Annotated in this window: 18 protein-coding genes; 10 read left to right on the top strand and 8 right to left on the bottom strand. The window is 71.4% G+C overall.

Annotated elements, in window-relative coordinates; translation table 11 throughout:
* Nucleotides 1-27: 27 nt before the first annotated feature.
* Nucleotides 28-780, top strand: coding sequence for a hypothetical protein (locus POL72_RS43170; protein WP_272102726.1), 753 nt, complete (start codon nucleotides 28-30; stop codon nucleotides 778-780).
* Between the two features lie 12 nt (nucleotides 781-792).
* Here the strand turns inward: POL72_RS43170 and cysK are convergent, their stop codons facing one another.
* Nucleotides 793-1,749 (bottom strand): cysteine synthase A, encoded by a 957-nt coding sequence (cysK, locus tag POL72_RS43165; protein WP_272102725.1) that lies wholly within the window; start codon nucleotides 1,747-1,749, stop codon nucleotides 793-795.
* A 55-nt stretch (nucleotides 1,750-1,804) separates the two neighbouring features.
* Nucleotides 1,805-2,875 (bottom strand): sulfate/molybdate ABC transporter ATP-binding protein, encoded by a 1,071-nt coding sequence (locus POL72_RS43160; protein ID WP_272102724.1) that lies wholly within the window; start codon nucleotides 2,873-2,875, stop codon nucleotides 1,805-1,807.
* Nucleotides 2,876-3,489: 614 nt separating this feature from the next.
* Between POL72_RS43160 and POL72_RS43155 the strand changes: the two genes are divergently transcribed.
* The gene (locus POL72_RS43155; protein ID WP_272102723.1) at nucleotides 3,490-4,449 is read left to right on the top strand and encodes an NAD-dependent epimerase/dehydratase family protein; all 960 of its coding nucleotides are present in this window, start codon (nucleotides 3,490-3,492) and stop codon (nucleotides 4,447-4,449) included.
* A gap of 16 nt (nucleotides 4,450-4,465) precedes the next feature.
* On the opposite strand, the gene POL72_RS43150 is transcribed toward POL72_RS43155, so the two are convergent.
* Entirely contained in the window at nucleotides 4,466-5,245 is a 780-nt protein-coding gene (locus POL72_RS43150; RefSeq protein WP_272102722.1) for a DUF434 domain-containing protein, read from the bottom strand.
* Between the two features lie 290 nt (nucleotides 5,246-5,535).
* On the opposite strand from POL72_RS43150, the gene POL72_RS43145 reads away from it, so the two are divergent.
* The 3 genes from POL72_RS43145 to POL72_RS43135 all read left to right on the top strand — a co-directional run bounded on the left by POL72_RS43145 (nucleotide 5,536) and on the right by POL72_RS43135 (nucleotide 8,715).
* On the top strand, nucleotides 5,536-6,354 hold the full coding sequence (locus tag POL72_RS43145; RefSeq protein WP_272102721.1) for a hypothetical protein: 819 nt from the start codon (nucleotides 5,536-5,538) through the stop codon (nucleotides 6,352-6,354).
* A 297-nt stretch (nucleotides 6,355-6,651) separates the two neighbouring features.
* Nucleotides 6,652-7,617, top strand: coding sequence for a glycosyltransferase family 2 protein (locus POL72_RS43140; protein WP_272102720.1), 966 nt, complete (start codon nucleotides 6,652-6,654; stop codon nucleotides 7,615-7,617).
* A gap of 114 nt (nucleotides 7,618-7,731) precedes the next feature.
* On the top strand, nucleotides 7,732-8,715 hold the full coding sequence (locus tag POL72_RS43135; protein WP_272102719.1) for a lysylphosphatidylglycerol synthase transmembrane domain-containing protein: 984 nt from the start codon (nucleotides 7,732-7,734) through the stop codon (nucleotides 8,713-8,715).
* Nucleotides 8,716-8,793: 78 nt separating this feature from the next.
* Here POL72_RS43135 and POL72_RS43130 read toward each other — a convergent pair whose 3' ends face one another.
* On the bottom strand, nucleotides 8,794-9,432 hold the full coding sequence (locus POL72_RS43130) for a hypothetical protein (RefSeq protein WP_272102718.1): 639 nt from the start codon (nucleotides 9,430-9,432) through the stop codon (nucleotides 8,794-8,796).
* Between the two features lie 137 nt (nucleotides 9,433-9,569).
* Here POL72_RS43130 and POL72_RS43125 point away from each other — a divergent pair, with 137 nt between their 5' ends.
* The 4 genes from POL72_RS43125 to POL72_RS43110 all read left to right on the top strand — a co-directional run bounded on the left by POL72_RS43125 (nucleotide 9,570) and on the right by POL72_RS43110 (nucleotide 14,594).
* Entirely contained in the window at nucleotides 9,570-11,759 is a 2,190-nt protein-coding gene (locus POL72_RS43125; RefSeq protein ID WP_272102717.1) for a DUF2079 domain-containing protein, read from the top strand.
* Complete coding sequence (locus POL72_RS43120) at nucleotides 11,734-12,180, top strand: universal stress protein (protein ID WP_272102716.1); 447 nt, start codon at nucleotides 11,734-11,736, stop codon at nucleotides 12,178-12,180. Before POL72_RS43125 ends, POL72_RS43120 begins: the two co-directional genes overlap by 26 nt.
* Nucleotides 12,181-12,323: 143 nt before the next feature.
* Nucleotides 12,324-13,538, top strand: a complete 1,215-nt coding sequence (locus POL72_RS43115; RefSeq protein WP_272102715.1) for an ammonium transporter — start codon at nucleotides 12,324-12,326, stop codon at nucleotides 13,536-13,538.
* Nucleotides 13,539-13,844: 306 nt separating this feature from the next.
* Nucleotides 13,845-14,594, top strand: a complete 750-nt coding sequence (locus tag POL72_RS43110) for a YebC/PmpR family DNA-binding transcriptional regulator (protein ID WP_044966745.1) — start codon at nucleotides 13,845-13,847, stop codon at nucleotides 14,592-14,594.
* A gap of 22 nt (nucleotides 14,595-14,616) precedes the next feature.
* Here the strand turns inward: POL72_RS43110 and POL72_RS43105 are convergent, their stop codons facing one another.
* Nucleotides 14,617-15,420, bottom strand: a complete 804-nt coding sequence (locus POL72_RS43105) for a CPBP family intramembrane glutamic endopeptidase (RefSeq protein WP_272102714.1) — start codon at nucleotides 15,418-15,420, stop codon at nucleotides 14,617-14,619.
* Nucleotides 15,417-16,757, bottom strand: a complete 1,341-nt coding sequence (gene coaBC / locus POL72_RS43100; RefSeq protein ID WP_272102713.1) for a bifunctional phosphopantothenoylcysteine decarboxylase/phosphopantothenate--cysteine ligase CoaBC — start codon at nucleotides 16,755-16,757, stop codon at nucleotides 15,417-15,419. Before coaBC ends, POL72_RS43105 begins: the two co-directional genes overlap by 4 nt.
* Before the next feature lie 288 nt (nucleotides 16,758-17,045).
* On the opposite strand from coaBC, the gene POL72_RS43095 reads away from it, so the two are divergent.
* On the top strand, nucleotides 17,046-18,074 hold the full coding sequence (locus POL72_RS43095) for a tryptophan--tRNA ligase (RefSeq protein WP_272102712.1): 1,029 nt from the start codon (nucleotides 17,046-17,048) through the stop codon (nucleotides 18,072-18,074).
* A 135-nt stretch (nucleotides 18,075-18,209) separates the two neighbouring features.
* On the opposite strand, the gene POL72_RS43090 is transcribed toward POL72_RS43095, so the two are convergent.
* Together POL72_RS43090 and POL72_RS43085 are read right to left on the bottom strand one after the other, a co-directional pair.
* Nucleotides 18,210-19,979 (bottom strand): VanW family protein, encoded by a 1,770-nt coding sequence (locus POL72_RS43090; RefSeq protein WP_272102711.1) that lies wholly within the window; start codon nucleotides 19,977-19,979, stop codon nucleotides 18,210-18,212.
* 77 nt (nucleotides 19,980-20,056) lie between these two features.
* Nucleotides 20,057-21,394 carry a serine/threonine-protein kinase gene (locus POL72_RS43085; protein ID WP_272102710.1) on the bottom strand — a complete coding sequence of 446 codons (1,338 nt, stop codon included), beginning with the start codon at nucleotides 21,392-21,394 and terminating at the stop codon, nucleotides 20,057-20,059.
* Between the last annotated feature and the right edge of the window lie 178 nt (nucleotides 21,395-21,572).

Here is a 21,572-nt window from a genome sequence, read left to right as displayed (position 1 = left end):
CGGCGCGGGCAAGGAGGTCGATCCGTCATGGCCGAGATCCAGGAGAGCTCTGTTCTGTTCTCGCTCAAGCAGCTCATGAGCCTCGAGAAGCAGCGGCTGCGCGAGGAGGAGGAGGCCGTGCGGCAGCGCGCGCTCGCAGAGCAAGAGGCGCGGCGCGCCCTCGAGCGGCGCGCTCGGGCGGAGGAGGCGGCGCGCATCCGGGCCGAAGAGGAGCGGACCCGCCGCGAGGAGGAGCAGGCGCGCGAGGAGGCCGCGCGGCTCGAGGGGATCCGGGTCGCGGCCGTCGAGAAGGCCCGCATCGAGGCCGAGCAGCGCGCGCGCATCGAGGCGATGGCGAAGCAGCAGGAGCACGAGCGCAGGCTCGCCGCCCTCGCGGGAGACGCCCAGAAGCGGCGGCTCAAGCAGCTCGTCACGGGGGGGAGCGCGCTCTTCGTCGTCGTGCTCGCCGCGACGCTCGGCGTCTTCTTCGGCAAGATCAAGCCGGAGGCGGAGCAGACGCTGGCCGAGCAGACGGCCACGCGCGCCGCTCACGAGCAGCGGCTCGCGACGCTCCAGAGCGACCTCGCGGCGAGCGAGAGGAAGATCGACGAGCTCACGCTCGCGTACCAGACGGTGCGGAGCCAGGCCGAGAAGGCGGAGCTCGAGCGCAAGCTCCTCGCGGCGAAGCGCGACCGGGAGGCCCTCCAGGTCAAGGCCGCGAGGCCGGCGGCGCCGCAGGCGCCCAGGAAGGCGGAGTGCTTCTGCCGGGAAGGCGACCCGATGTGCGGCTGCCTTCCCTAGTTCCCTGGCGGTTCAGCGGGGCGCGGCCGCGCGAGCGCAGCCGACGAGCTCCTTGAAGAGCGGCGAGGTGACGTACCGCTCCCCGCCGTCGGGAAGGATCACCACGATCCTCTTCCCCTGCATCTCGTCGCGCGCCGCGATCGACAGCGCCGCCGCCATCGCCGCGCCGCCGGAGATGCCGACGAGGATGCCCTCGGTCTTGGCGAGCCGGCGCGCGGCGTCGAAGGACTCGTCCTCGGACACGGGCACCACCTCGTCGATGAGCTCGCGCCGGAGGATCTTCGGGACGAAGCCCGCGCCGATGCCCTGGATCAGGTGCGCGCCCACGCGGCCGCCGCTCAGCACGGCCGCGTTCCTGGGCTCGACCGCGATCATCTTCACGCCCGGCTTCTTCTGCTTGAGCACCTCGCCCACGCCGGTGATCGTCCCGCCGGTCCCCACGCCGGCGACCACGACGTCGACCGTCCCGTCCGTGTCCTCCCAGATCTCGCGCGCGGTCGTCACGCGGTGCGCGGCGGGGTTCGCCGGGTTCTCGAACTGCTGGAGCATCACCGCGCCGGGCGTCTCTTCCACGATCTGGCGCGCCCGCGCGACGGCCTGCACCATGAGCGACCCGGGCGTCAGCAGCACATCGACCCCGAACGCCCGGAGCAGCGCGATCCGCTCCGGGCTCATCGACTCCGGCATCGTGAGGATCAGCCGGTAGCCCTTGGCCGCGGCGATCATCGCCAGCGCGAGGCCCGTGTTGCCGCTCGTCGGCTCGACGAGGACGCTGCCGCTCTTCAGCTTGCCCTGCCGCTCGGCGTCCTCGACCATCGCGAGGCCGATGCGATCCTTGACGCTGCCGCCAGGGTTCCGGCTCTCGACCTTGCCGATCAGCTCGGCGCGCAGACCCTTTCCCGCAGAGCTCAGGCGGACGAGCGGGGTGCGCCCGATCGTCGCCGCGATGTCGTCGAAGATTGAAGCCACGTGCCGCCTCCCGTGATGGCCGTTGACCAGACGGGAGCGCCGGCCAGCGGGCTAGTTAGATGGAGTAATCTTGCACGAAGATCTTGGCGTCTCGGAGATTTACCAGCACCCTGTCCCCCTCGGACAGGCCGAGCTCGGCGACGCGATCCTTGGTCAGCTCCACGGAGAGCGGCTGGCCATCGGAGAGGCGGAGCTCTGCCTTGACCATCCACCCGACCCGCGACAGCCGCTCGACGCGCGCGACGCTGGCATCGTCGGCGGCGGGCGTCTTCGAGGAGTCGATCCGGGTGTGTACCTCGATGTCATGCGGACGTACGAAGGCGCGCACGCTCGCGCCGTCGCCGGTCCCGGGGGGAGCGTGCACCGCGAGGGTCCCGAGCGCCGCCTGGCCGTCGCGCACCTCCCCCTTGAGCACGTTGATCGATCCGACGAAGCTCGCGACGAACTCGGTCGACGGCCGGTCGTAGATCTCCTCCGGGGTGCCGATCTGCTCGACCCGCCCCTTGTGCAGCACGATGACCCGATCGGCGAGGTCCATCGCCTCTTCCTGGTCGTGGGTCACGAAGACGCTCGTGATCCCTCTCTCCTTGTGGAGCCTCCGGATCCACTCGCGCAGCTCGAGGCGGACCTTGGCGTCGAGCGCCCCGAACGGCTCGTCGAGCAGGAGCAGCGACGAGCCTGGCGCGAGCGCACGCGCCAGCGCGACGCGCTGCCGCTGGCCGCCGGAGAGCTCGTGCGGGAACCTGCCGCCGAGCCCGTCGAGCTGCACGAGGCTGAGGAGCTCGTCGACGGTGGTCGCGATCTCCTTCCGTGGCCGCTTCCGGATGGAGAGGCCGAAGCCGATGTTGTCACGCACGCTCATGTGCCTGAACAGCGCGTAGTTCTGGAAGACGAAGCCGATGTTCCGATCCTGGACGCGGGTGGTCGTCGCCTTCTTGCCGTTCAGGATGACCTCGCCGGAGTCGGGGCTCTCGAGCCCGGCGATGATGCGCAGGACGGTGCTCTTGCCACCTCCGCTCGGACCGAGGAGCGCGACCAGCGCGCCGCTCTCGATCTCGAACGAGACGTCATCGACCACCTTGTTTGGACCGAACCGCTTCGTGAGCTGCTCGACAACAATTCCCATAAGCAACAGCTAGCCTTCCGACCCGTCTCGAGCGCGCCTCGGACAGAAAAAGTGAGGGGCCCGAGCGCGCACCAGCGTCGCCCGCCGGGCGGGTAGGCGCAACCAGATTCAGAAATACACATCGGAAAGGTGGGCGTATTTGCAAGAAGAGGGTGGGTATGCGCTGACCCCAACCTCGATCGGCTCATGCGGCCTCGACCCTGGGTCGATCCTCAACCTCGGTCGGTCCTCAACCCGGGTCGGTCCACGTCGGTCGATCCTCCGGTCGGTCCTCAACCTCGGTCGGTCCACGCGGCCCCCAACTCCGGGTCGATCCTCAACCTGGGTCGGTCCGGGTCCTCAACCCGGGTCGGTCTCAACCTCGGTCGGTCCTCAACCCGGGTCGGTCCTCAACCTCGGTCGGTCCACGCCGGTCGGTCCCCAAACCCCGGGGCGAGCTCAGCGGCGTGGCGGGCTTCGCAGCCGGCTGCTGCCCACTCGACGAACGGCACGAAGTGCTAGCATCGCCGCGCCGCGCCGCGCCGCGACGCGGCAGGCCCGGGACCGGAGGCCGCGCCGCGGCGAGACGAGGACGCGAGGCCGCGACGCGGCAACAAGACCAGGACGGGAGGCGGATGCGTTGTCTGGTGACGGGGGTGGCCGGATTCATCGGCTCCCACCTGGCGGAGCGGTTGATCGAGCTCGGGCACGAGGTGCTGGGCGTGGACCGCTTCACCGACTACTACGCCCGCGAGCTCAAGGAGGGGAACCTGGCACGGCTGCGCGGCGAACCGCGCTTCGCGCTCTCGACGGCCGACCTCGCGACAGACGATCTCCGCCCGCTGCTCTCGGACCGCGAGATCGTCTTCCACCAGGCGGCGCAGGCGGGTGTGCGCCCGAGCTGGGGACAGAGCTTCGAGGTCTACCTGCGCGACAACGTGCTCGCGACGCAGCGGCTGCTGGAGGCGACCAGGGCGCACGGCCAGGTGCGCAAGCTCGTCTATGCCTCGTCCTCCTCCGTCTACGGCGACCCCTCCGGCGACACGGGGGATGTGCCCATGCACGAATCCAGCCGGACCGCACCGCACTCGCCCTACGGGGTCACGAAGCTCGCCGCCGAGCAGCTCTGCGAGCTCTACCGGCGCAACTTCGGCCTGCCCACGATCTCCCTCCGGTACTTCACGGTGTACGGCCCCAGGCAGCGCCCCGACATGGCGTTTCACCGGTTCATCGCCGCCGTGCTGAAGGGCGAGCCGGTCCGCGTGTACGGCGACGGCGAGCAGATGCGCGATTTCACGTACGTGAGCGACGCGGTGCAGGCCAACGTCGACGCCATGGAGGGCGGCGCGGTCGGCGTGTTCAACATCGGCGGCGGCTCGCGGGTGAGCCTCAACGACGCGCTCAGGCTGCTGGAAGAGCTCGCAGGACCCGTACGCGTCGAGCGGGGAGAGCCTCAGCCCGGCGACGTCCGGCGCACCTGGGCGGACACCGCGGCGGCGCAGGCGGCGCTCCGGTACGTGCCCCGGGTGCCCCTGCGCGAGGGGCTCGCGGCGCAGGTCGCCTGGCAGACGAGGCGGCTCGGGCTCTGCCGGTGACGGGCGCTCCGCGCCCTCACGCGCCCGCAGCGCCTCCGCGAGGGAGGAGCTCGACCACGCGCGCCGCCGGCACGCGCGCGCCCACGATCTCGTCCGCGAGGTTGACCCAGCGCACGCAGCGATCGAGGACGACGCTGTCGGACGAGATCACGCCCGCCGCCCCCGCGAGGAGGCGGTCGGGATCGGGAACGAGCGTCGCCTCGATCGAGACGGGCGCGCCGCCGAGCCGCTCCAGGATCCGCGCGCGCAGCCGCCCGGAGCTGGGGACGGCTGCGTCGAGCAGAAAGCGCGCGCGCGCCGCGCCGGCGCCGGACAGCGCGTCGCCGATGCGATCGATGGCGGTGTCGGTCTCCGCGATCGGCGCGTAGCTGCCGCGCAGCCCCGCGAGATCGCGGAGCGCCCCCTCCGGCCCGCGCACGAGCAGCCCGCCCGCGAGCGCCACCTCCAGGGTGATGATCAGGTTGAAGCCGTCGATGTTCGCCTCCGCGCCCTGGAGCGACGAGGACGGCGCGCAGCGCGCGAGGCGCGACGCCCGCTGCGCGTCCGAGCAAGCGGCTCGCTGCAGCGCGAGGCGCTGGCGTGCGGCCAGCTGGTGGTGGTCGCCGGCGGTCCGGATCGCGGTGCGCAGCGGATAGCCGCGGCCGAGGAGCCACGTCACTTCCTCGAAGGCCACGCGCAACGTCCGGACGGCATCAGGGCCGAACAGCCGCGCATCGTCCGGGTGCCCGCCGCGCGGCGCGCCGCTGTGTTCGCCCGCCACGTCACCCGCCTCCACGTCCCACCGGCACGCCGTCACGCCGTCGGCTCCCCACCCGGCTCGATTACCACACTCGGGTCGCCCCAGAGCGCTCGTGTCGCGGCGGTCGCCTGGCCGCTCCGCGCGTCGAACGCCGCGAGCGAGCAGCCTCCGCCCCCGGAGCAGCTCCTCCGGCGCGTGTGCGCCTGCACGGGGCGTACCTCGGCGCCCCGCTCGCCCGGCGCGCGCTGAGCACGGTCCCGACCGGGCCCCTGGAGGAAAGCGCTTGCGGCAGAGAGCGCGCGCCTCGCTAAAATGTCCGGTTTCTGGGGAGGAGCGGAGAGAGAGCGATGGCAGGCCACGGATACAGCTTCGTCACGGACAAGGCGTTCAGCGCGTTCGCGCGGGATCTCGAGCTCGGCGCGTGGAAGGGCGTCTCGATCGCCAGGTACGATGTCCCGAGCCGCGTCCCGACGGCGTCGCTCTTCGAGGCGCCGAGGCCGGTGGTCTGGAAGGTGCGCGCGCTCTGGAGCATCGCGGCGCTCGACGAGGCGCTCGGGGTGGCGTCGGCCGCGGCGCTCGCCGAGCTCGACGCGGAGTGGGACGCTGCCCAGCGAGCGCTGCACCTGTTCCTGGCGTCGGCGGCCGAGGGCAGGGATCCGGCGCATCGCGACGCGGCGATCCGGCTGCGCGGCGCGCTGCTCGCGGGGGCTGGCACCGAGCAGACCCAGTACGGGTACGACGCCGAGGTCGACTTCGGCGGGCACCAGGTCGCCATCGCGAGCAAGGCGCCGCGCTCCGCCGACGTGAAGAAGGTCGGCGCCGGCGCGTACCTGAAGCGCATCGAGGAGGCGACCACCGCGCTCGCCAGGGGGCTCGGCCGGAGCTCCGGCCAGACGCGCGCGATCGCGCGCTCGAAGCGCATCCGCGAGGCGATGACCGCGTGTACGTCGGCGTTCAACGCCATCCACGACGAGATCAGCTGGCTGCTCACGCACACGCCGAGCGGCAAGCAGCGCGAGCTCCTCGAGGCGCTCCACGCGCCGTTCCTCGCGCTGCTCGAGCGGAGCCCGCCGCGCGCCCTCACGGCCGACGAGAAGGACGACGCCACGGCCACGGCGGAACCACCGCGGCAACGGGTCGGCAGGCCGGAGAGCACCCCCGCCTGAGCGCGTCCGACACCTGGAGGCGCGCCTTGCCCCCTGCCGGCGCCCGCAACGCTTCCTCTCCCCCCGCCAGCACCCGGCAGCGCGTCCCTCTCCCCCTCCCGGTAACCGGCAGCACGTCCTGCCCTTGTCGCCGTCGCGCTCGCAGCGCCTTCCTCGGACGGAACCGCGCCTTCTCGCGACGTTCTGCTATCCTCCGCCGCCGTGATTGTGGACCAGCCCCCCACACCTGCCCCTCACGAGGCTCCGGAGGACCGCGCCACGTTCGGGCTCTCCGCCTTCGATCCTCGCCCGAGCCTCATGGCGCCTTCCATCGCGCCGGCCGCCTCGGCGGCGCCGCACGTCTCGGTGGTCGTGCCGGGGCTGAACGAGGCGGAGAGCCTGACGGAGCTCGCGCAGCGGGTGGATCAGGCGTTGAAAGGGCGCTTCTCCTACGAGATCATCTTCGTGGACGACGGCAGCACGGACGACAGCTGGGGCGTCATCTCCAGGATCCGCGCGGAGAACCCGCTCGTGAAGGGGATCCGGCTGCGGAAGAACTTCGGCAAGGCGACGGCGCTCACGGCCGGGTTCCGCAAGGCGAGGGGCACAGTGGTCGTCACGATGGATGCCGATCTCCAGGATGACCCGGCCGATCTGCCGAGCTTCATCGCCAAGGTCGAGGAGGGCCTCGACGTCGTGGTGGGCTGGAAGGTCAACCGGCTCGACCCCGCCAATCGCCTCGTCCTGTCCCGGATCTTCAACGGGACCGTCCGCGCGGTCACGGGCGTGAAGCTCCACGACATGAACTGTGGCTTCAAGGCCTACCGTTGCGAGGTGCTGCGCACCATCCCGATCTACGGAGATCTCTTCCGGTACATCCCGGCGCTCGCCGCCTGGCAAGGCTTCCGCGTCACGGAGATCCCGGTGCGCCACCACGCCCGCAAGTACGGCGCCTCGCGCTACGGACTGGAGCGCATCCTGCGCGGCTTCTTCGACCTGCTCAGCGTCATGTTCCTGACGCGTTACTCGAAGAAACCGATGCACCTCTTCGGCCTCATCGGCCTGGTCTTCGCGGCGACCGGGGTGACCATCAACGCGTATTTGACGTTCCTCTGGCTGCTCGGTCACAAGATCGGCGACCGGCCGCTGCTCCTCCTCGGCGTGCTGATGATCCTCCTCGGCATCCAGTTCTTCTCGATGGGTTTCATCGGCGAGTTCCTCACCTTCCAGATGCAGCAGCGCCACCTGGCAGACGATCCGCCCGTGCGCGAGGAGCTCGAGTGATCGCCGAGCCTGATCTCGATCGGTCCCTGGTCCCTGCTTCCGGGGGCATCTCCTCTCTCCAGGCCCGCTGCTCCGCGGCGCTGCGCTGAGCGCGCGGCCGGGGTCTTCGCCGTCATGCACCGCACCGCCCTGCGCGCCCTCATCCGCCTGATTGGCCCGCTCTTGCTCGTGCTCGTGGTCGTTCGCATGGACGACCGGGACGCGGTGCTCGGCGCGGTCGTGTCGGCCTCGGCTGGCCCGCTCGCGCTCGCGGCGGCGCTGAACCTCGTCAACATCCACCTCAAGGTGGTCCGCTGGGAAGCGCTGCTGCGTGCCCGGGGCATCGTTTATCCGCTTCGGCGTGCGTGGAGCGCCTACGCGACGTCGCTCTACGTCGGCATGCTGACCCCTGGGCGGGTCGGCGATCTGCTCAGGATCCGCTACCTGCGCCACGACCTCGGCGTGCCGTACGCGGAGGGGCTGGCCACCATCGTGATGGACAGGCTGTGTGATCTGTACGTGCTCGCCGCGTTCGTCGCCGTCGGCGTCGCCCATTACAGCGCCGTGATCGTCGGCCGCCTTGCCTGGGTGACGTGGGGTGGAATCGCGCTCACGGTCCTGGCGCCCCTCGTGCTGCTCATCCCCGGGCTGGCCGAGCGCCTGCTCCTCGCCTTGTCGCGCAAGATCGCGAAGGATCCATCGGAGAACGCGGAGCCCGGTGCGGCGAGCCGCTTCCTCGTCGCGCTGCGCGCTCATGTCGGGCGCGGGCTCCTCTTCACGCTGCCGGTCACCGTCGCGACGTTCGTCGTCAACTTCGTGCAGGGCTACCTGATCGCGCGTGCGCTCGGCATATCGCTCTCGTTCTTCGACGTCACCTGCTTGCTCTCCATCGCGAGCCTGCTCGGCCTCTTACCGATCTCGGTCGCTGGCGCAGGTGTCCGTGAGTTCTTCTTCTCCCTCATATTCCCTGCCCTCGGCTTCACCGCCGAGCATGGCGTCAGCTTCGGCCTCCTGGTCTTCGCCGCCATGTACCTCATCCTCATCGCCATCGGCTTCGTGAGCTGGCAGCTGGCTCCCCCACCCACCTCGCCAGCCTCCTCCACCCCCCGATTCGGCTAGTCCCCCGGGCTCGTCCCTCACCACCACAGGCCCGTGAGGAGGAGGAGGGCGATCGAGCGACGAGCTCCTTCGAAGCGCTCAGAGCGAGATCGGAGTCGTGAGCTGAAGAGCGTCCCCCTCGAAGGCCGGCACCCGCGCGGCCGCGGCTCGGAACGCGTCGATGATGCACGCGCCGATCTCGGTGCCGGCGAAGGGCGCGCCGTCCAGCTCCACGTGGGCTCCGCCGCTCGGCGCGAAGGTCACGGTCACGCTCCCCACCCCGCTCGGCCCGTCCGGCTGCCAGCAGCGCTTCGCCCGGACACGGCCGTGCTCGAGCGCCGCGCCCGCGGCCTTGCCGACCCGGACGCGCGCCCCGTCGACCGGGCTGGACCAGGTGTCGTACCCGTCGTGGGAGCGCGGCAACACCTCGGCAGAGGCAGGGTACGCCCCGCCGCGCTGCAGGCAGTGGGAGGGGCGCACCATCGCATAGCCCGTCGCGGTGGCGAAGCTGCACACCGCGAGCGCCACCAGCAGGGCCCGCTGCCCGCCGCCCCGGCCGAGCGGCCCGTCGAGCGGCCCATCATCGCTGGATCCGTCGCGCAACCGCTCCACCTCCGCGCGGATCTCCGCGATCTCCGCGTCCCGGGCGGCGAGCGCCGCGTCCCGCTCCTTCAGCTTGGCTTCGAGGGTTTCGATGCGCGCGCGAGCCGCATCGAGAGGATCTCGGTAGTGCGACATGCGGCCATTCTACCGCGGGCCGCGCGCGGCGCCCTGCCCTTCCTGCGTCCTCGCGCCGTTCCGCGTCCTTCCGCGAGGTTCCTGCCGTTCCTTGACAGCGGGGGGTGGAGTCAAGTAGCCGAGGACCCGCCTCACCCATGCTAGACAACCACCGCACCAGGCTGAACAGCGCGCTCGCCAAGGTCGACGGCGCCCTCGAGCGGCTCGCGCGTGCCGCCTTGACCCTGGCGCCGTGGCCGATCCTCTACGGCATGAGCATCGCCGTGACGGCCTGGGTCTTCACCCACCCGAGCCGGCTCGCGCAGCTCGACACGAACAAGCTGACCGAGGTCGAGCGCCGCTGGATGGCCGGCGGCGTCGCCGCCGCCATCGTGGGGGTCGGGCTCGCCTACTTCCTCGTGATGCTGGCGCGGCGGGCCCGCACCCGGTCGTGGGACTTCATGCGCACCGTGGGCCGCGTCAACCGCGCCCTGGTCCCCCTGCTCGCGTTCCCGTTCATCGCCGCGCTCAAGCTCCCCAACATCGAGAAGGACAGCCCGAAGACCGCGATCTTCTTCGCCGTCCTCGCCGCCGTGGCCACGGGCGCGGGCGCCTACGCCTGGGGCCGCGGCGAGCGGCTCTCGCCCAGGTTCGATGACGCGTCCGAGCTCGACGGCGCGCCCTCGCAAGGGCCGCGCGCTCGTGACGGCCGCGCTCTCGCCATGGCCGCGCGGTGGCTCGCGCCGGTCGCCCTGCTCGCGATGTGGGCGGGCTACGCCCTCTTCTTCTCCCGGCTCGCGATCACCAACCACCACGCGCTGCACACCCGGACGCCCGATCTCGGGTACTACGACAACATCTTCTACCAGTCGGTCCACGGGAGGCCGCTCGGCTGCTCCTGGCTCAGGGCCGGCTACCACGGGTCCGCGCACTTCGACCCGCTCCTCGTCCTGCTCTCGCCGCTCTACCTCATCTATCCGAGGGCGGAGTTCCTCCTCATCTTCCAGTCCGTGTGGCTCGGCGCCGGCGTCGTCCCCGTCTACCTGCTCGCGCGCGACAAGCTCGCTCACCGCGGCAAGGCGCTCCTCCTCGCCGCGGTGTGGGCCATCTACCCGGCCCTGCACGGCGCGAACATGTACGAGTTCCACTCGCTCGCGCTGATCTCGCCGCTCGTCGTCTGGCTGCTCTACGCCTACGAGACCGGCAGGAACAGGCTGTACTGGTTCACGTTCGCCGTGCTGCTGCTCTGCCGGGAGGACGTCCCCCTGCTGATGTGCTTCGTCGGGCTCTACGCGATCCTCGACCGGCGCCCGGGCAGGACCCGCCTCGGCTGGGTGACCATCGCGATGAGCCTCGTCTACTTCGTCATCGTGAAGCTGTTCTTCATGACGTCGCCGGGCATCATCATGTCCGGCAAGGACGCTTATTCGTACGCTTACTACTACGAGGAGCTCATACCGAACCGGAGCGGGCTCAGCGGCCTGCTCGTCTCCCTCCTCACGAACCCCATCTTCGCGCTCAAGCTCCTGACGGAGGAGCCGAAGATCATCTTCCTGCTCCAGCTCTTCGTCCCCCTCTGCTTCCTGCCCTTCCTCGCGAAGCCCGGGCGCTGGATGCTCGCCTACGGGCTCATGTTCTGCCTGCTCGCCTCGCGCGACGCGGTGTTCTCGATCGCCTTCCAGTACTCGTCGATCCTCTTCCCCATCGCGTTCGCGCTGACGCCGATCGCCCTCAAGCGGGTGGAGGGCTCCGCGTCGGCGTACCCCGGGCTCGACGGGCGGCGCCTCTCGCGCGCGCTGCTCGCCGCCATGCTCGTGGCGAGCGCGCTGATGTCGTGGAAGTTCGGCGGGCTCGTCGAGAACGCGTCGTTCAAGGGCGGCTTCTCCCGCGTGGCGCGCAAGCTCACGCCCGACCAGGAGGCGACCTACGCCTGGGTCCGCCAGCAGGCGGACGCGATCCCCCGCGACGCCGTGGTCGGCGCGACGAGCAAGATGGGACCGCACGTGTCGAACCGGAAGGAGGCCTATTTCTATCCGGGCGACCGCGCCGCGGCCGTCCAGTACGTGCTGCTCGACGAGGGGGAGCTCAAGGGCAAGGACCTGGAGCGCCACAACGCGGCGGTGAAGCGCGGCGAGCTCGAGGAGCTCAGCCGGCTGAAGAAGATGGCGCTGTTCAAGCGGGTGAAACCGCCGTCGAAGGCGCAGCCGCCGGCCCCGGCGGCCTCCGACGAGCCCCCTACCGGAGACCCGCCCCCGGAGCTACGAAAGCCGGACCGAAAGGACGGCGGCGCGCCGCCTGCGCCCTCCAGCACCGCGGAGCAAGATGAAGACCCTCCTCCTGGCCCATGACTTCAACGCGACCTCCGAGATCGCCCTCGACACGGCGATCGAGCTCGCCCGCAAGCTGTCCGCGAAGATCGTCGTGGCGCACGTGTACAGCGTGCCCGTGTACAGCTTCCCGGAAGGCTCGTCCCTGATCCCCTCGGCCGAGGACGCCGCGCGCATCGCCGATGCGGCGCAGCGGAGCCTCGATCAAGTGCTCGAGCGCCGGCGCGCCACGCCCGGCGTCGAGATCTCGGGCGTGCTGCGCGCCGGCGTCCCCGACGAAGAGATCTCCCGCCTCGCGGACGAGATCGGCGCCGACATGATCGTGATCGGGACACACGCGCGCGGCGCCGTCGCGCGGGCGCTGCTCGGCAGCGTTGCGCAGCGGGTGGTGAGATCGGCAAAGGTCCCGGTCCTGTCCATACGAGGACCACAACCGGCCTGATGTGTATGTGACATCACGAAACGATCGGATTCGGTGTCCGGCGCCGCCAGATCGGGCATTAGAAATTTCCCGACTTCCTGTCAAATGCGTCCTGCCGCGACCACGAAACCTCGTTGAAACATCGGGCACGTTACGCCCGAGCCATGAAGATCGACACTGGGGATACGGCCTGGCTCCTCGCATCGACAGCCCTCGTCCTTTTCATGACGCCGGGCCTCGCCCTGTTCTACGGCGGCATGGTGCGCCGCAAGAACGTGCTCGCGACGCTCATGCACTCGTTCGCCGCGCTCGCCGTGATCTCGGTGCAGTGGGTGGCCATCGGGTACTCGCTCTCGTTCGGGACCTCGCACGGTGGGCTCATCGGCGGGTTCGACTATGTCGGTCTGCACGGGATCGCGATGGCGGAGCGCGGCACGGTGCCGCACCTCGCGTTCGCGGCGTTCCAGATGATGTTCGCGGTGATCACGCCCGCGCTCATCGCGGGGGCGTTCGCCGAGCGGATGCGGTTCTCGGCGTACCTGGTCTTCATCCTGCTCTGGTCCACGCTCGTCTATGACCCGGTGGCGCACTGGGTGTGGGCGGAGAAGGGCTGGCTCTTCGAGATGGGGGCGCTCGACTTCGCGGGCGGCACCGTGGTTCACCTCGCGGCGGGCATCTCGGCGCTGATCTGTGCGCTCGTGCTGGGCAGGCGCACGGGATATCCGCACGAGCGGCACGTGCCGCACAACCTGACGATGACCCTGACGGGCACGGGCATCCTGTGGTTCGGGTGGTTCGGCTTCAACGCCGGCAGCGCGCTGACGTCGGGCGGGCTCGCCGCGCTGGCGCTGCTCGACACGCACCTCGCGGCGGCGGCGGGCGGCGCGGCGTGGCTCCTCGTCGAGTGGGCGCAGCGAGGCAAGCCGACCGCGCTCGGCGTGGCGTCCGGCATCGTGGCGGGGCTCGTCGGGATCACGCCCGCGGCCGGGTTCGTCGCGCCGTGGGCCGCCGTCGTGATCGGCCTGCTCGCGGGCGTGGTGTGTTATGCGGCGGTCGTCTCGAAGGAGCGCCTGCGCTACGACGACTCGCTCGACGCGTTCGGCGTCCACGGCGTGGGCGGCCTCCTCGGCGCGGTCCTCACCGGCGTCTTCGCCGAGAAGGCCCTGAACGAGGCCGGCCGCGACGGCGTGATCGCCGGCAACCCGGGGCAGCTGGTCCCGCAGCTGGCCGGCATCGCGGCCGTCGGGCTGTACGCCGCGATCGTGACCTTCGTGCTCCTCAAGCTGGTCGACAAGCTGATCGGCCTGCGCGTGCCCGAGAGCGACGAGCGCGAGGGCCTCGACGCGACGGAGCACGGCGAGACCGGCTACGCGCTGTAGCGACACAGAGGGGGCAGCCACAGACCCAGGTCGACAAGGGCCCCCGGCCGCGCTCGTCCTCCCGGTGAGGAGGGATACGCGGCCGGGGGTGCCGTCGTTGTTGCCTCCCCCGGAGCGCACCGCTAGAGCGACAGACGGTTCGAACCGAAAGGCGCCGAGAGCGCCAAGAGAGCTCGACAATCTCTTGGCGCTCCCGGCGCCCTGACGGTTTCTACGCCCGAACCGATCGGTGCTCCATCTTGCGCCGAACCTTCCCCCTGGGCGCGCGCCGCGAGCGAGCGCCCCGTCATCACGGAGCAGACAGGCATGAGCGGCCATTCGAAGTGGGCCACCATCAAGCGCAAGAAGGGCGCGCTCGACGCGAAGCGCGGCAAGCTCTTCACGAAGCTGATCAAGGAGATCACCGTCGCCTCGCGCATGGGCGGCGGAGACCCGAACGGCAACCCGCGGCTCCGCAAGGCGATCAACGACGCCAAGGGCCAGGCGATGCCCGCCGACACGATCAAGCGCGCAATCCAGCGCGGCACCGGCGAGATCGAGGGCGCGAACTACGAGGAGATCCTCTACGAAGGCACAGGGCCCGGCGGGACGCTGTTCCTCTGCGAGGCGATGACCGACAACCGGAACCGCACCGTCGCCGAGATCCGGAAGATCTTCGAGAAGAACAACGGGCAGCTCGGCGCCGGCGGCTCCGCGCAGTGGGCCTTCGAGAGGAAGGGGATCATCCTCCTCGCGAAGGACGCGGCGACGGAGGATCAGCTCATGGACACCGCCGTGGGCGCCGGCGCCGACGACTACAGCGACCAGGGAGAGGAGTGGCAGGTGCTCTCCAGCGTCGACGTGATGGACACCGTCGTGAAGGCCCTCGAGGACGCGAAGATCGCGGTGAAGTCGAACTCCGCGGGCTACGTCCCCAAGAACAAGAAAGAGGTCGCGGGCCGCGACGCCGAGGTCTGCCTGAACCTCGTCGACTCGCTCGACGACCACGACGACGTGCAGAACGTCTACGCCGACTTCGACGTGCCCGAAGAGGAGCTCGCGAAGCTCGAGGGCTGATCCCGGCCCGGGCGCGCGCCCGTCACGGGCGCCAGATGGGGAAGCTCACGATCGCCCACGAGAAGAACGCATGGGCGAAGACGGCCGGAGCCAGGCGCCCGGTCCGGTGCACCATGCGACCCCACACGATCGAGCAGCCGAAGCCCGCCGCGACGAGCAGCGGGTTCGGCCCGGCCACCGGATCGCCGAGCAGGAAGAGCGTGGGGGCGTGCGCGGCGGCGAACAGCGCGCTCGACAGCAGCCACGCAGCGACCTGGTCGAGCGGCCCCTCCAGGGCGCGCAGGACGAGCCCGCGCCAGACGATCTCCTCCAGCGCGGCGATGACGAAGACGAGCGCGCCGGCGAACACGCGCGCGTCGGCCGAGGGGTCGCCGAGCTGGAGGTACAGGCGAAGGACCCACGCCTCGCGCGGCGAGCCCCGCGGGGCGAGCAGCAGCTGCACCGCCATGGCGAGCCCGTAGAGCCCCGCCGCGACAAGGGCGCCGCGCGCGAGATCGCCCGACAGGGGGCGGAGCGCGGCGCGGAGCTCGCCGCGCCGGCGGAGCCACATCACGGTGATCGCCGTGAGGACGGCGTAGAGCGCGCCGAGCGCCGCGAGCATGGTAGGCGTGCCCGCGCGATCGGGATCGAACGCGAACGAGACGGCGAGCGCGACGCCGCCGGTGACGGACGCGGCGATGAGCGCGGCCTCGCGGCGCGACGAGCGCGGCGGCTCGCGCGGATCGATCGCCCGCCGATCGCGCGACGAGGCCGCGGCGGCCGAGCCAGAGGCAGCCGGAGGAGCCGCGGCGGAAGGAGCCGCGGCGCGGTCTTCGCCCGGGATCATCGCGCGCTCGCCTGACTCGTCCGACCCGGCCAACACAATTGCAAGACCCGATCGAGGATGCGGTCCGCGAGCACCGGCTTGGGCAATACGCCGAGCGCGTCGGCGGCGTCGCGGGTCACGAGCGTGGCGCGGTTGTCGTCCCGGCCGAACGAGTCCGCCGCGTGGTTGGCGACGATCATGTCGACGCGCTTGCTCGCGAGCTTGTGCCGCGCATAGGCGATCACCCCCTCGTCCGTGGCGGTCTCGACCGCGAACCCGACGAGCACCGGCGAGCGCGCTCCGTCGGCGCCCTCAGCGCCGACGAGGCCCCCGCGCGCCGCGCCGATCTCCGCGAGCAAGTCAGGGTTCGGCACGAGCGAGAGCGACGCGAGGTCGGGCGTCCGCTTCAGCTTGGTCGCGTGCTGCTCGGCCGGGCGGTAGTCGGACACGGCGGCCGTCATGATGAGCGCGTCGGCGCCGCGCAGGTCCTCGCCGAGCGCCTGCCAGAGCGCCCCGCGCATCGAGAGCGCGCCGCGCACGTCGACCCGGCGCGCGCCCGGCGGCGTCGAGAGCGACACGGGGCCGGCGATGAGCGTGACCTGCGCGCCCCGCGCCGCAGCCCGCTCCGCCACGGCGAAGCCCATCTTGCCGGTCGACCGGTTGCCGAGGAAGCGCACGGGATCGAGGTCCTCGAGCGTCGGGCCCGCCGTGACGACGACCCGGAGCCCCGCGAGGTCGCGCGGGGCGAGCCGCGAGAACGCCGCGGCCGCGATCGCCGCCGGCTCGGCCATGCGCCCGAGGCCGCGCTCGCCCGAGGCGACCTCGCCGAAGACCGGGCCGACGAGCTCCACGCGCCCGTCGGCCTCGAGCGTGGCGACGTTCCGCGCCGTCGCGGGGTGAGCCCACATGCGGGGGTGCATCGCCGGCGCGGCGAGCACCGGCCCCCGCGCGCACAGGGCGAGCGCCGTCACGAGGTCGTCGGCGCGCCCCGCGGCGAGGCGAGCGATCACGTCGGCGGTCGCGGGCGCGAGCAGCACCAGATCGGCCTCCGCGGCGAGCGCGACGTGCAGCTCGCCCGCGAAGCCGGGATCCCACATGGTGTCGCGCACCGGCTCGCCGCAAAGCCCGCTCAGCGTCATGGGCCCGAGGAACTGCTGCGCCGCGCGCGTCATGATCGGGAGCACGCGCGCGCCGCCCTGGATCAAGAGCCGGGCCACCTCGGCGGCCTTGTACGCCGCGATGCTGCCCGAGACGGCGAGCGCGACGGTCGGCCGCGCGTCGGCAGGGGCTCGGCCAGCGGGCGGTGGGGCGGAGGCCTCGGGGCGAGGTGCGGGAGATGACGGCGTTTGGCCGGACATGGCGCAGGTGCCAGCGTGGGTCGGGGGGTCGGTCCGGCGTCCACCGTGGCACGAAAATCGCCGATCGTACACGGTACACGACACGGTACGCGCGGCGCCGCGGGCGGAGACGCTCCAGGGCCGCGCTGCGCTGCGGGCAGAGCGCTCGTGCCGGCGCACGTCGGCGCACGTTCGCGCGCCGATGCGCGCCGACAGCCAGAAACCCGGCAGATTTTTTGGGGCGCGGCAGTGGCATCACTCGCGCGGAGCGCGTAATGGGATGAGCTCTCTCAGAGGAACACGACAACGATGGCAAGCACCGTCCTCACCGGCATCAAGCCCACCGGAACGCCGCACCTCGGCAACTTCGTAGGGGCGATCAAGCCGGCGCTCGCGCTCGCAGGGACCGCGTCGAACGCGCTCTACTTCGTCGCCGACTTTCACGCGCTCAACGCGATCCACGACGCGCAGAAGCTCCAGAGCCTGGTCCACGAGGTCGCCGCGACATGGCTCGCGCTCGGCCTCGATCCCGAGAAGGTCATCTTCTACAGGCAATCCGACGTTCCGGAGATCTTCGAGCTGAGCTGGATCCTCTCCTGCTTCACGGCGAAGGGGCTCATGAACCGGGCCCACGCCTACAAGGCCGCTGTCGCCAAGAACATGGAGTCGCGGGCCGGAGCGTCGGGCGCCGCGGGCGTCGAGGACAGCGACGACCTCGACGCCGGGATCAACATGGGCCTCTATGGCTATCCGGTGCTGATGGCGGCCGACATCCTCCTGTTCAAGACGAATGTCGTGCCGGTGGGCAAGGACCAGGTCCAGCACATCGAGATCGCCCGCGATATCGCGCAGCGGTTCAACGCGATCTACGGCCCGACCCTCGTCCTGCCCGAGGCGCGCATCAGCGCCGAAACGGCGGTGATCCCGGGCCTCGACGGCCGCAAGATGAGCAAGAGCTACGACAACACCATCGCGCTCTTCCTGCCGCCGGAGAAGCTGCGCAAGACGATCTTCAAGTACAAGACGGACTCGTCGCCCCCGAGCGAGCCGAAGGATCCGAACACCTCGCCGCTCTTCCACCTCTACCGGGAGTTCGCCACGCCCGAAGAGGCGGAGGCGCTCCGCGGCCGCTACCAGAGCGGCATCGGCTGGGGCGAGGCGAAAGAGGCCGTGTTCGACGTGCTGAACCGCGCGCTCGAGGAGCCGCGGCGCCGCTACGCCGACCTCATGGCCAACCCGGCCCGCGTCGACGCCCTGCTCCTGGAAGGCGCCCAGCGCGCGCGGGCGCTCGCGAGCCCGACGCTCCACGAGGTACGCCGGGCGGTCGGCGCTCGCTGAAGGCCGCGACGGCAGAGGACGAGCGGAGCCCGCCGAGGCCAGCGCGGCCTTCAGCGAGCGCCGCCGAACAGCCGCCGTAGCTCTCGTTCGACACCGTCCGCTCAGCCGCCGTCACTCTCGTTCGACGCCACCCGCTCAGCCGCCGTCGCTCGTCGTCGTCTTCTTCTGGTTCTGGCGTCGCTTCTTGCCCTTGCCGCCCTTCGCCTCGTCCCCCGCGGGGTCCCGCTGGCCACGGCCTTCTGGCGCGGCCGCGCCCGGGGCCTGCATGACGGCGATCCCCTCGGCGGGCGGCGCGTCCTCGCCGCGCGCGCGGCCGCTTTCCCCTTCGGCGCGCTCCGCCCCCTTCGCGCGGAACGTGCCGAACCCCGCGCGCTCGGTCCAGCCGCGCTCGCCCGTGAGCCCGGGCTCGCGGCTCTCGACGGTGCCGCCGCCCGGCTCGGGGCCGGTCACGCCCGGCGTGCGGACGTCCGGCCCCTGCGTGACGACGAGGTACTCGTCCGCGACGTACTCGGGGTGATTGTCGTCGGCCGTCTTGGCCTCCGGGTCGCGCGGGCCGCTCCCGACATGGATGATCTGCGCGGTCGGCGGGTAGCTGTCGCTCCACTTCTCCCGCACCGCATAGGCGCCGTCGCGGACGACCCGCGAGCTCGTCGTCCTGAAGCCGGGGATGCCGCGCTGAGCGAGCGCCCGTATCCCTTCGGGCAGCTTCGGCGTCGGGCGCTCCAGCTCCTCGAACGGGATGACCTCGTCGATGCGACGGAAGTACGTGACCGTGAGCTTGCGCGAGGGCCCGAGGATCTCGGCGCGCACGACGCCGCCGGCCACCGTCTCGTGGAGCACGATCGGGAAGTCGAACGGGTTCCTGAAGCGATAGTTGATCGTCGGGTAGACGACGGTCGCGTCGAGGCCGAGCTTGATGTAGTAGCTCGGGCGGGAGTGCGGGTAGCGCTCGACGATCTCGAGCCCCGCGAAGAACGCGGCGCCGTGGAGCGTGCCCGAGATCTGGCAGGTCCCGCCGCCGAGCCCGTCGACGAGCTCTCCCTGGGCGATGACCGGAGCGACGCGGTACCCGTGCGCCTCGTCGCGCGGGCCGACCGTCTCGTTGAAGTCGAAGATCTCGCCCGGCATGACGACCACGCCGTCGAGCTTGGACGCGGCGAGCCTGAGGTTGTACGTCCTCTCCTTGGATCTCCCTCCGGTCGCGTAGCGCGTCTCGAAGTAGCCGAGCACCTGATCGAACTTGACGTTGCCGAGCTGCTCGGCGACGAGCTTCGGCGGGATCGTCTCGACGCTGGCCAGCGCGGTGTCCTCGCCCGCCCGGAGAGCGGCGTCGATGCGCGCGAGCGTGCCGTAGACGTCCAGCCGGTACCCGATCTTCTCGGGTTTGAGCTGCCTCGCCTCGAGGTCGACATACGCGTCGACCGCGGGGGCGTCGAGCTCGACCTTCAGGTCGAGCAGCTTGCTGATCGCCCGCTCGGAGTCGAGGAGGAGCGGGATCGGGATGTCGAGCGGCGCGTCCTCGTCGCGCTTGTCGCCATCGCCGGCCCGCTCGTGCGCGCGGCGGAGCGCGCTCTCGGGGCGGAGCGCCTCGCGCACGAACTCGGCGAGGCGGACCCGGTTGATCTCGACGCCGAGATCGTTGCGGCGGAGCGCGCGCGCGGAGCCGTCGGGGAGCACGATCCGGATCTCCCCGGTCGCGTAGCGGCGCACGAGGTCGAGCGCGTTCGCCACCACGTCGCCGCCCGTCGGCACGGGCACCTGCGCCACGCGGAGGACCGGCGGGGGCTTCGGGCCGTCGTCCGGCGGGGGCGGCAGCACGAGGTAGGTGATGACCAGGCCGCTCGTGACGAAGATCGCCACCAGCGCGGCGAACCGCCAGAGCTCCGGCGAGCGGCGAAGATCCATGCGAGGGCGGCCATCTTGAAAAGCGTTGCCCGAACCGTCAAGCGAACGCGGGCCAGGAACGCGGACGAGGTGCGCCGCTACGGTGCGGCGCGCGTCGCGTCGGCGCCGCCGCGGGGCGCCTTGGATGCGGCGCGCGCGGCCCTGAGGAGCGGATCCTCGATCGAGCCCGCCCTGGGCACGAGCAGAGAGCCCCGTTGGCGCGGCGGGCCGCCATGCGGCGAGGAGCGCAGCAGGAGCGCGCCCGCGAGCACCACGAGGACCACGAGGCCGACCGTCGCAGGGACGAGCCAGCGCCGCGCATGGCCCTCCTCGGACGTCGGCGGCGCCGGCGGAGCGCCCTGCGGCGCGGCGGCGCCGCGCTCAGCGCTCGAGCGCCCGGGCTGGGCGGCGGCGTGCGGCGAGCTCTGCTGTGACTGCGGATAGTCGGGGTCGATCGCGCGCTCGCGCGCGATCTGCATGGCCTCCTGGATCGCGGCGCGCCGCCGCTCGCCGCGCGGGCCGAGCATCTGCTGCATCAGCGCGGCGAGCTCATCCGAGGTGGCGATCGGCGTCGCGGGCGACAGCTGCTCGATGGAGCGGCGCAGCTCGGCCATCGAGGCGAAGCGCTCCTCCCTCGGCTTCGCGAGCATCCTCATGATGATGCGCCCGACGTCCTCCGGGAGCGACGGGACGAGGGTCTGCGGCGGCTCGGCTGCCGCCTTGTCGCAGATGCGGCGCACCGTCGCGGGATCGTTCTCGGCGTGGAAGGGGTGCCTGCCGGTCACGAGCTGATAGAAGACGATCCCGAGCGTGAACACGTCGGTGCGGCGATCGATGGGCTCGCTGCCGGCCTGCTCCGGCGACATGTACGCGTACTTGCCCTTCACCTGGCCGACCTGGGTTCGCTGCAGGTTCGAGGCGGCCTTGGCGACGCCGAAGTCGAGGATCTTCACCGACCCGTCGTATCCGACCAGGATGTTTTGCGGCGAGACGTCGCGGTGGACGAGGCCGACGGGCTTGCCGTCGCGGCCGCGCAGCTCGTGCGCGGCGTGCAGGCCGAGGGCCGCCTCGGCCACGATGCGGAGCGCGAAGGGGAGCGGCAGGCCGCCGCGCGCCTTGCTCTCGCGGAGAACCAGGTTGAGCGGCTCGCCGTCGATGAGCTCCATCACCTGGTAGAGAACGCCGTCCTCCTCGCCCACATCGATGGTCTCCGCGACGTTCGGGTGATGGATCTGCGAGACCAGGGTGGCCTCGTCGAGGAACATCGCCTCGAAGTCGGGATCGTCGCTCAGCTCGGCGCGCAGCAGCTTGACGGCGACGATCCTGGGGAGCTGGCCGCCCGTTCGAGCGGCCCACACCGAGGCCATGCCCCCGAGCGCGATGGGGACGAGGAGCTCATAGCGACCGAGCGTGTGGCCAGCGCGTACTTCTCCCATGGTGCTCACGTGCCGCGTAACCCCGGAGCGAGGCAGTGCCCGCCGGGAATCGAGCTCGCCGAGCGCGGCCCGCCGCGGCCCGCCCACTACGTCGGGTCCGCAAGAAGCGCTCGGTGTGCCAGGTGGTGCTCTTGATCGAAAAATGACCGCGTGCGCCCGGATTGCGGCCGGGCGCCTG

This window comes from Sorangium aterium, from assembly GCF_028368935.1.
GTDB lineage: Bacteria > Myxococcota_A > Polyangia > Polyangiales > Polyangiaceae > Sorangium > Sorangium atrum.
Note: the sequence above shows the minus strand (reverse complement) of the source record. Positions and strands in the feature narration are given on the sequence as shown.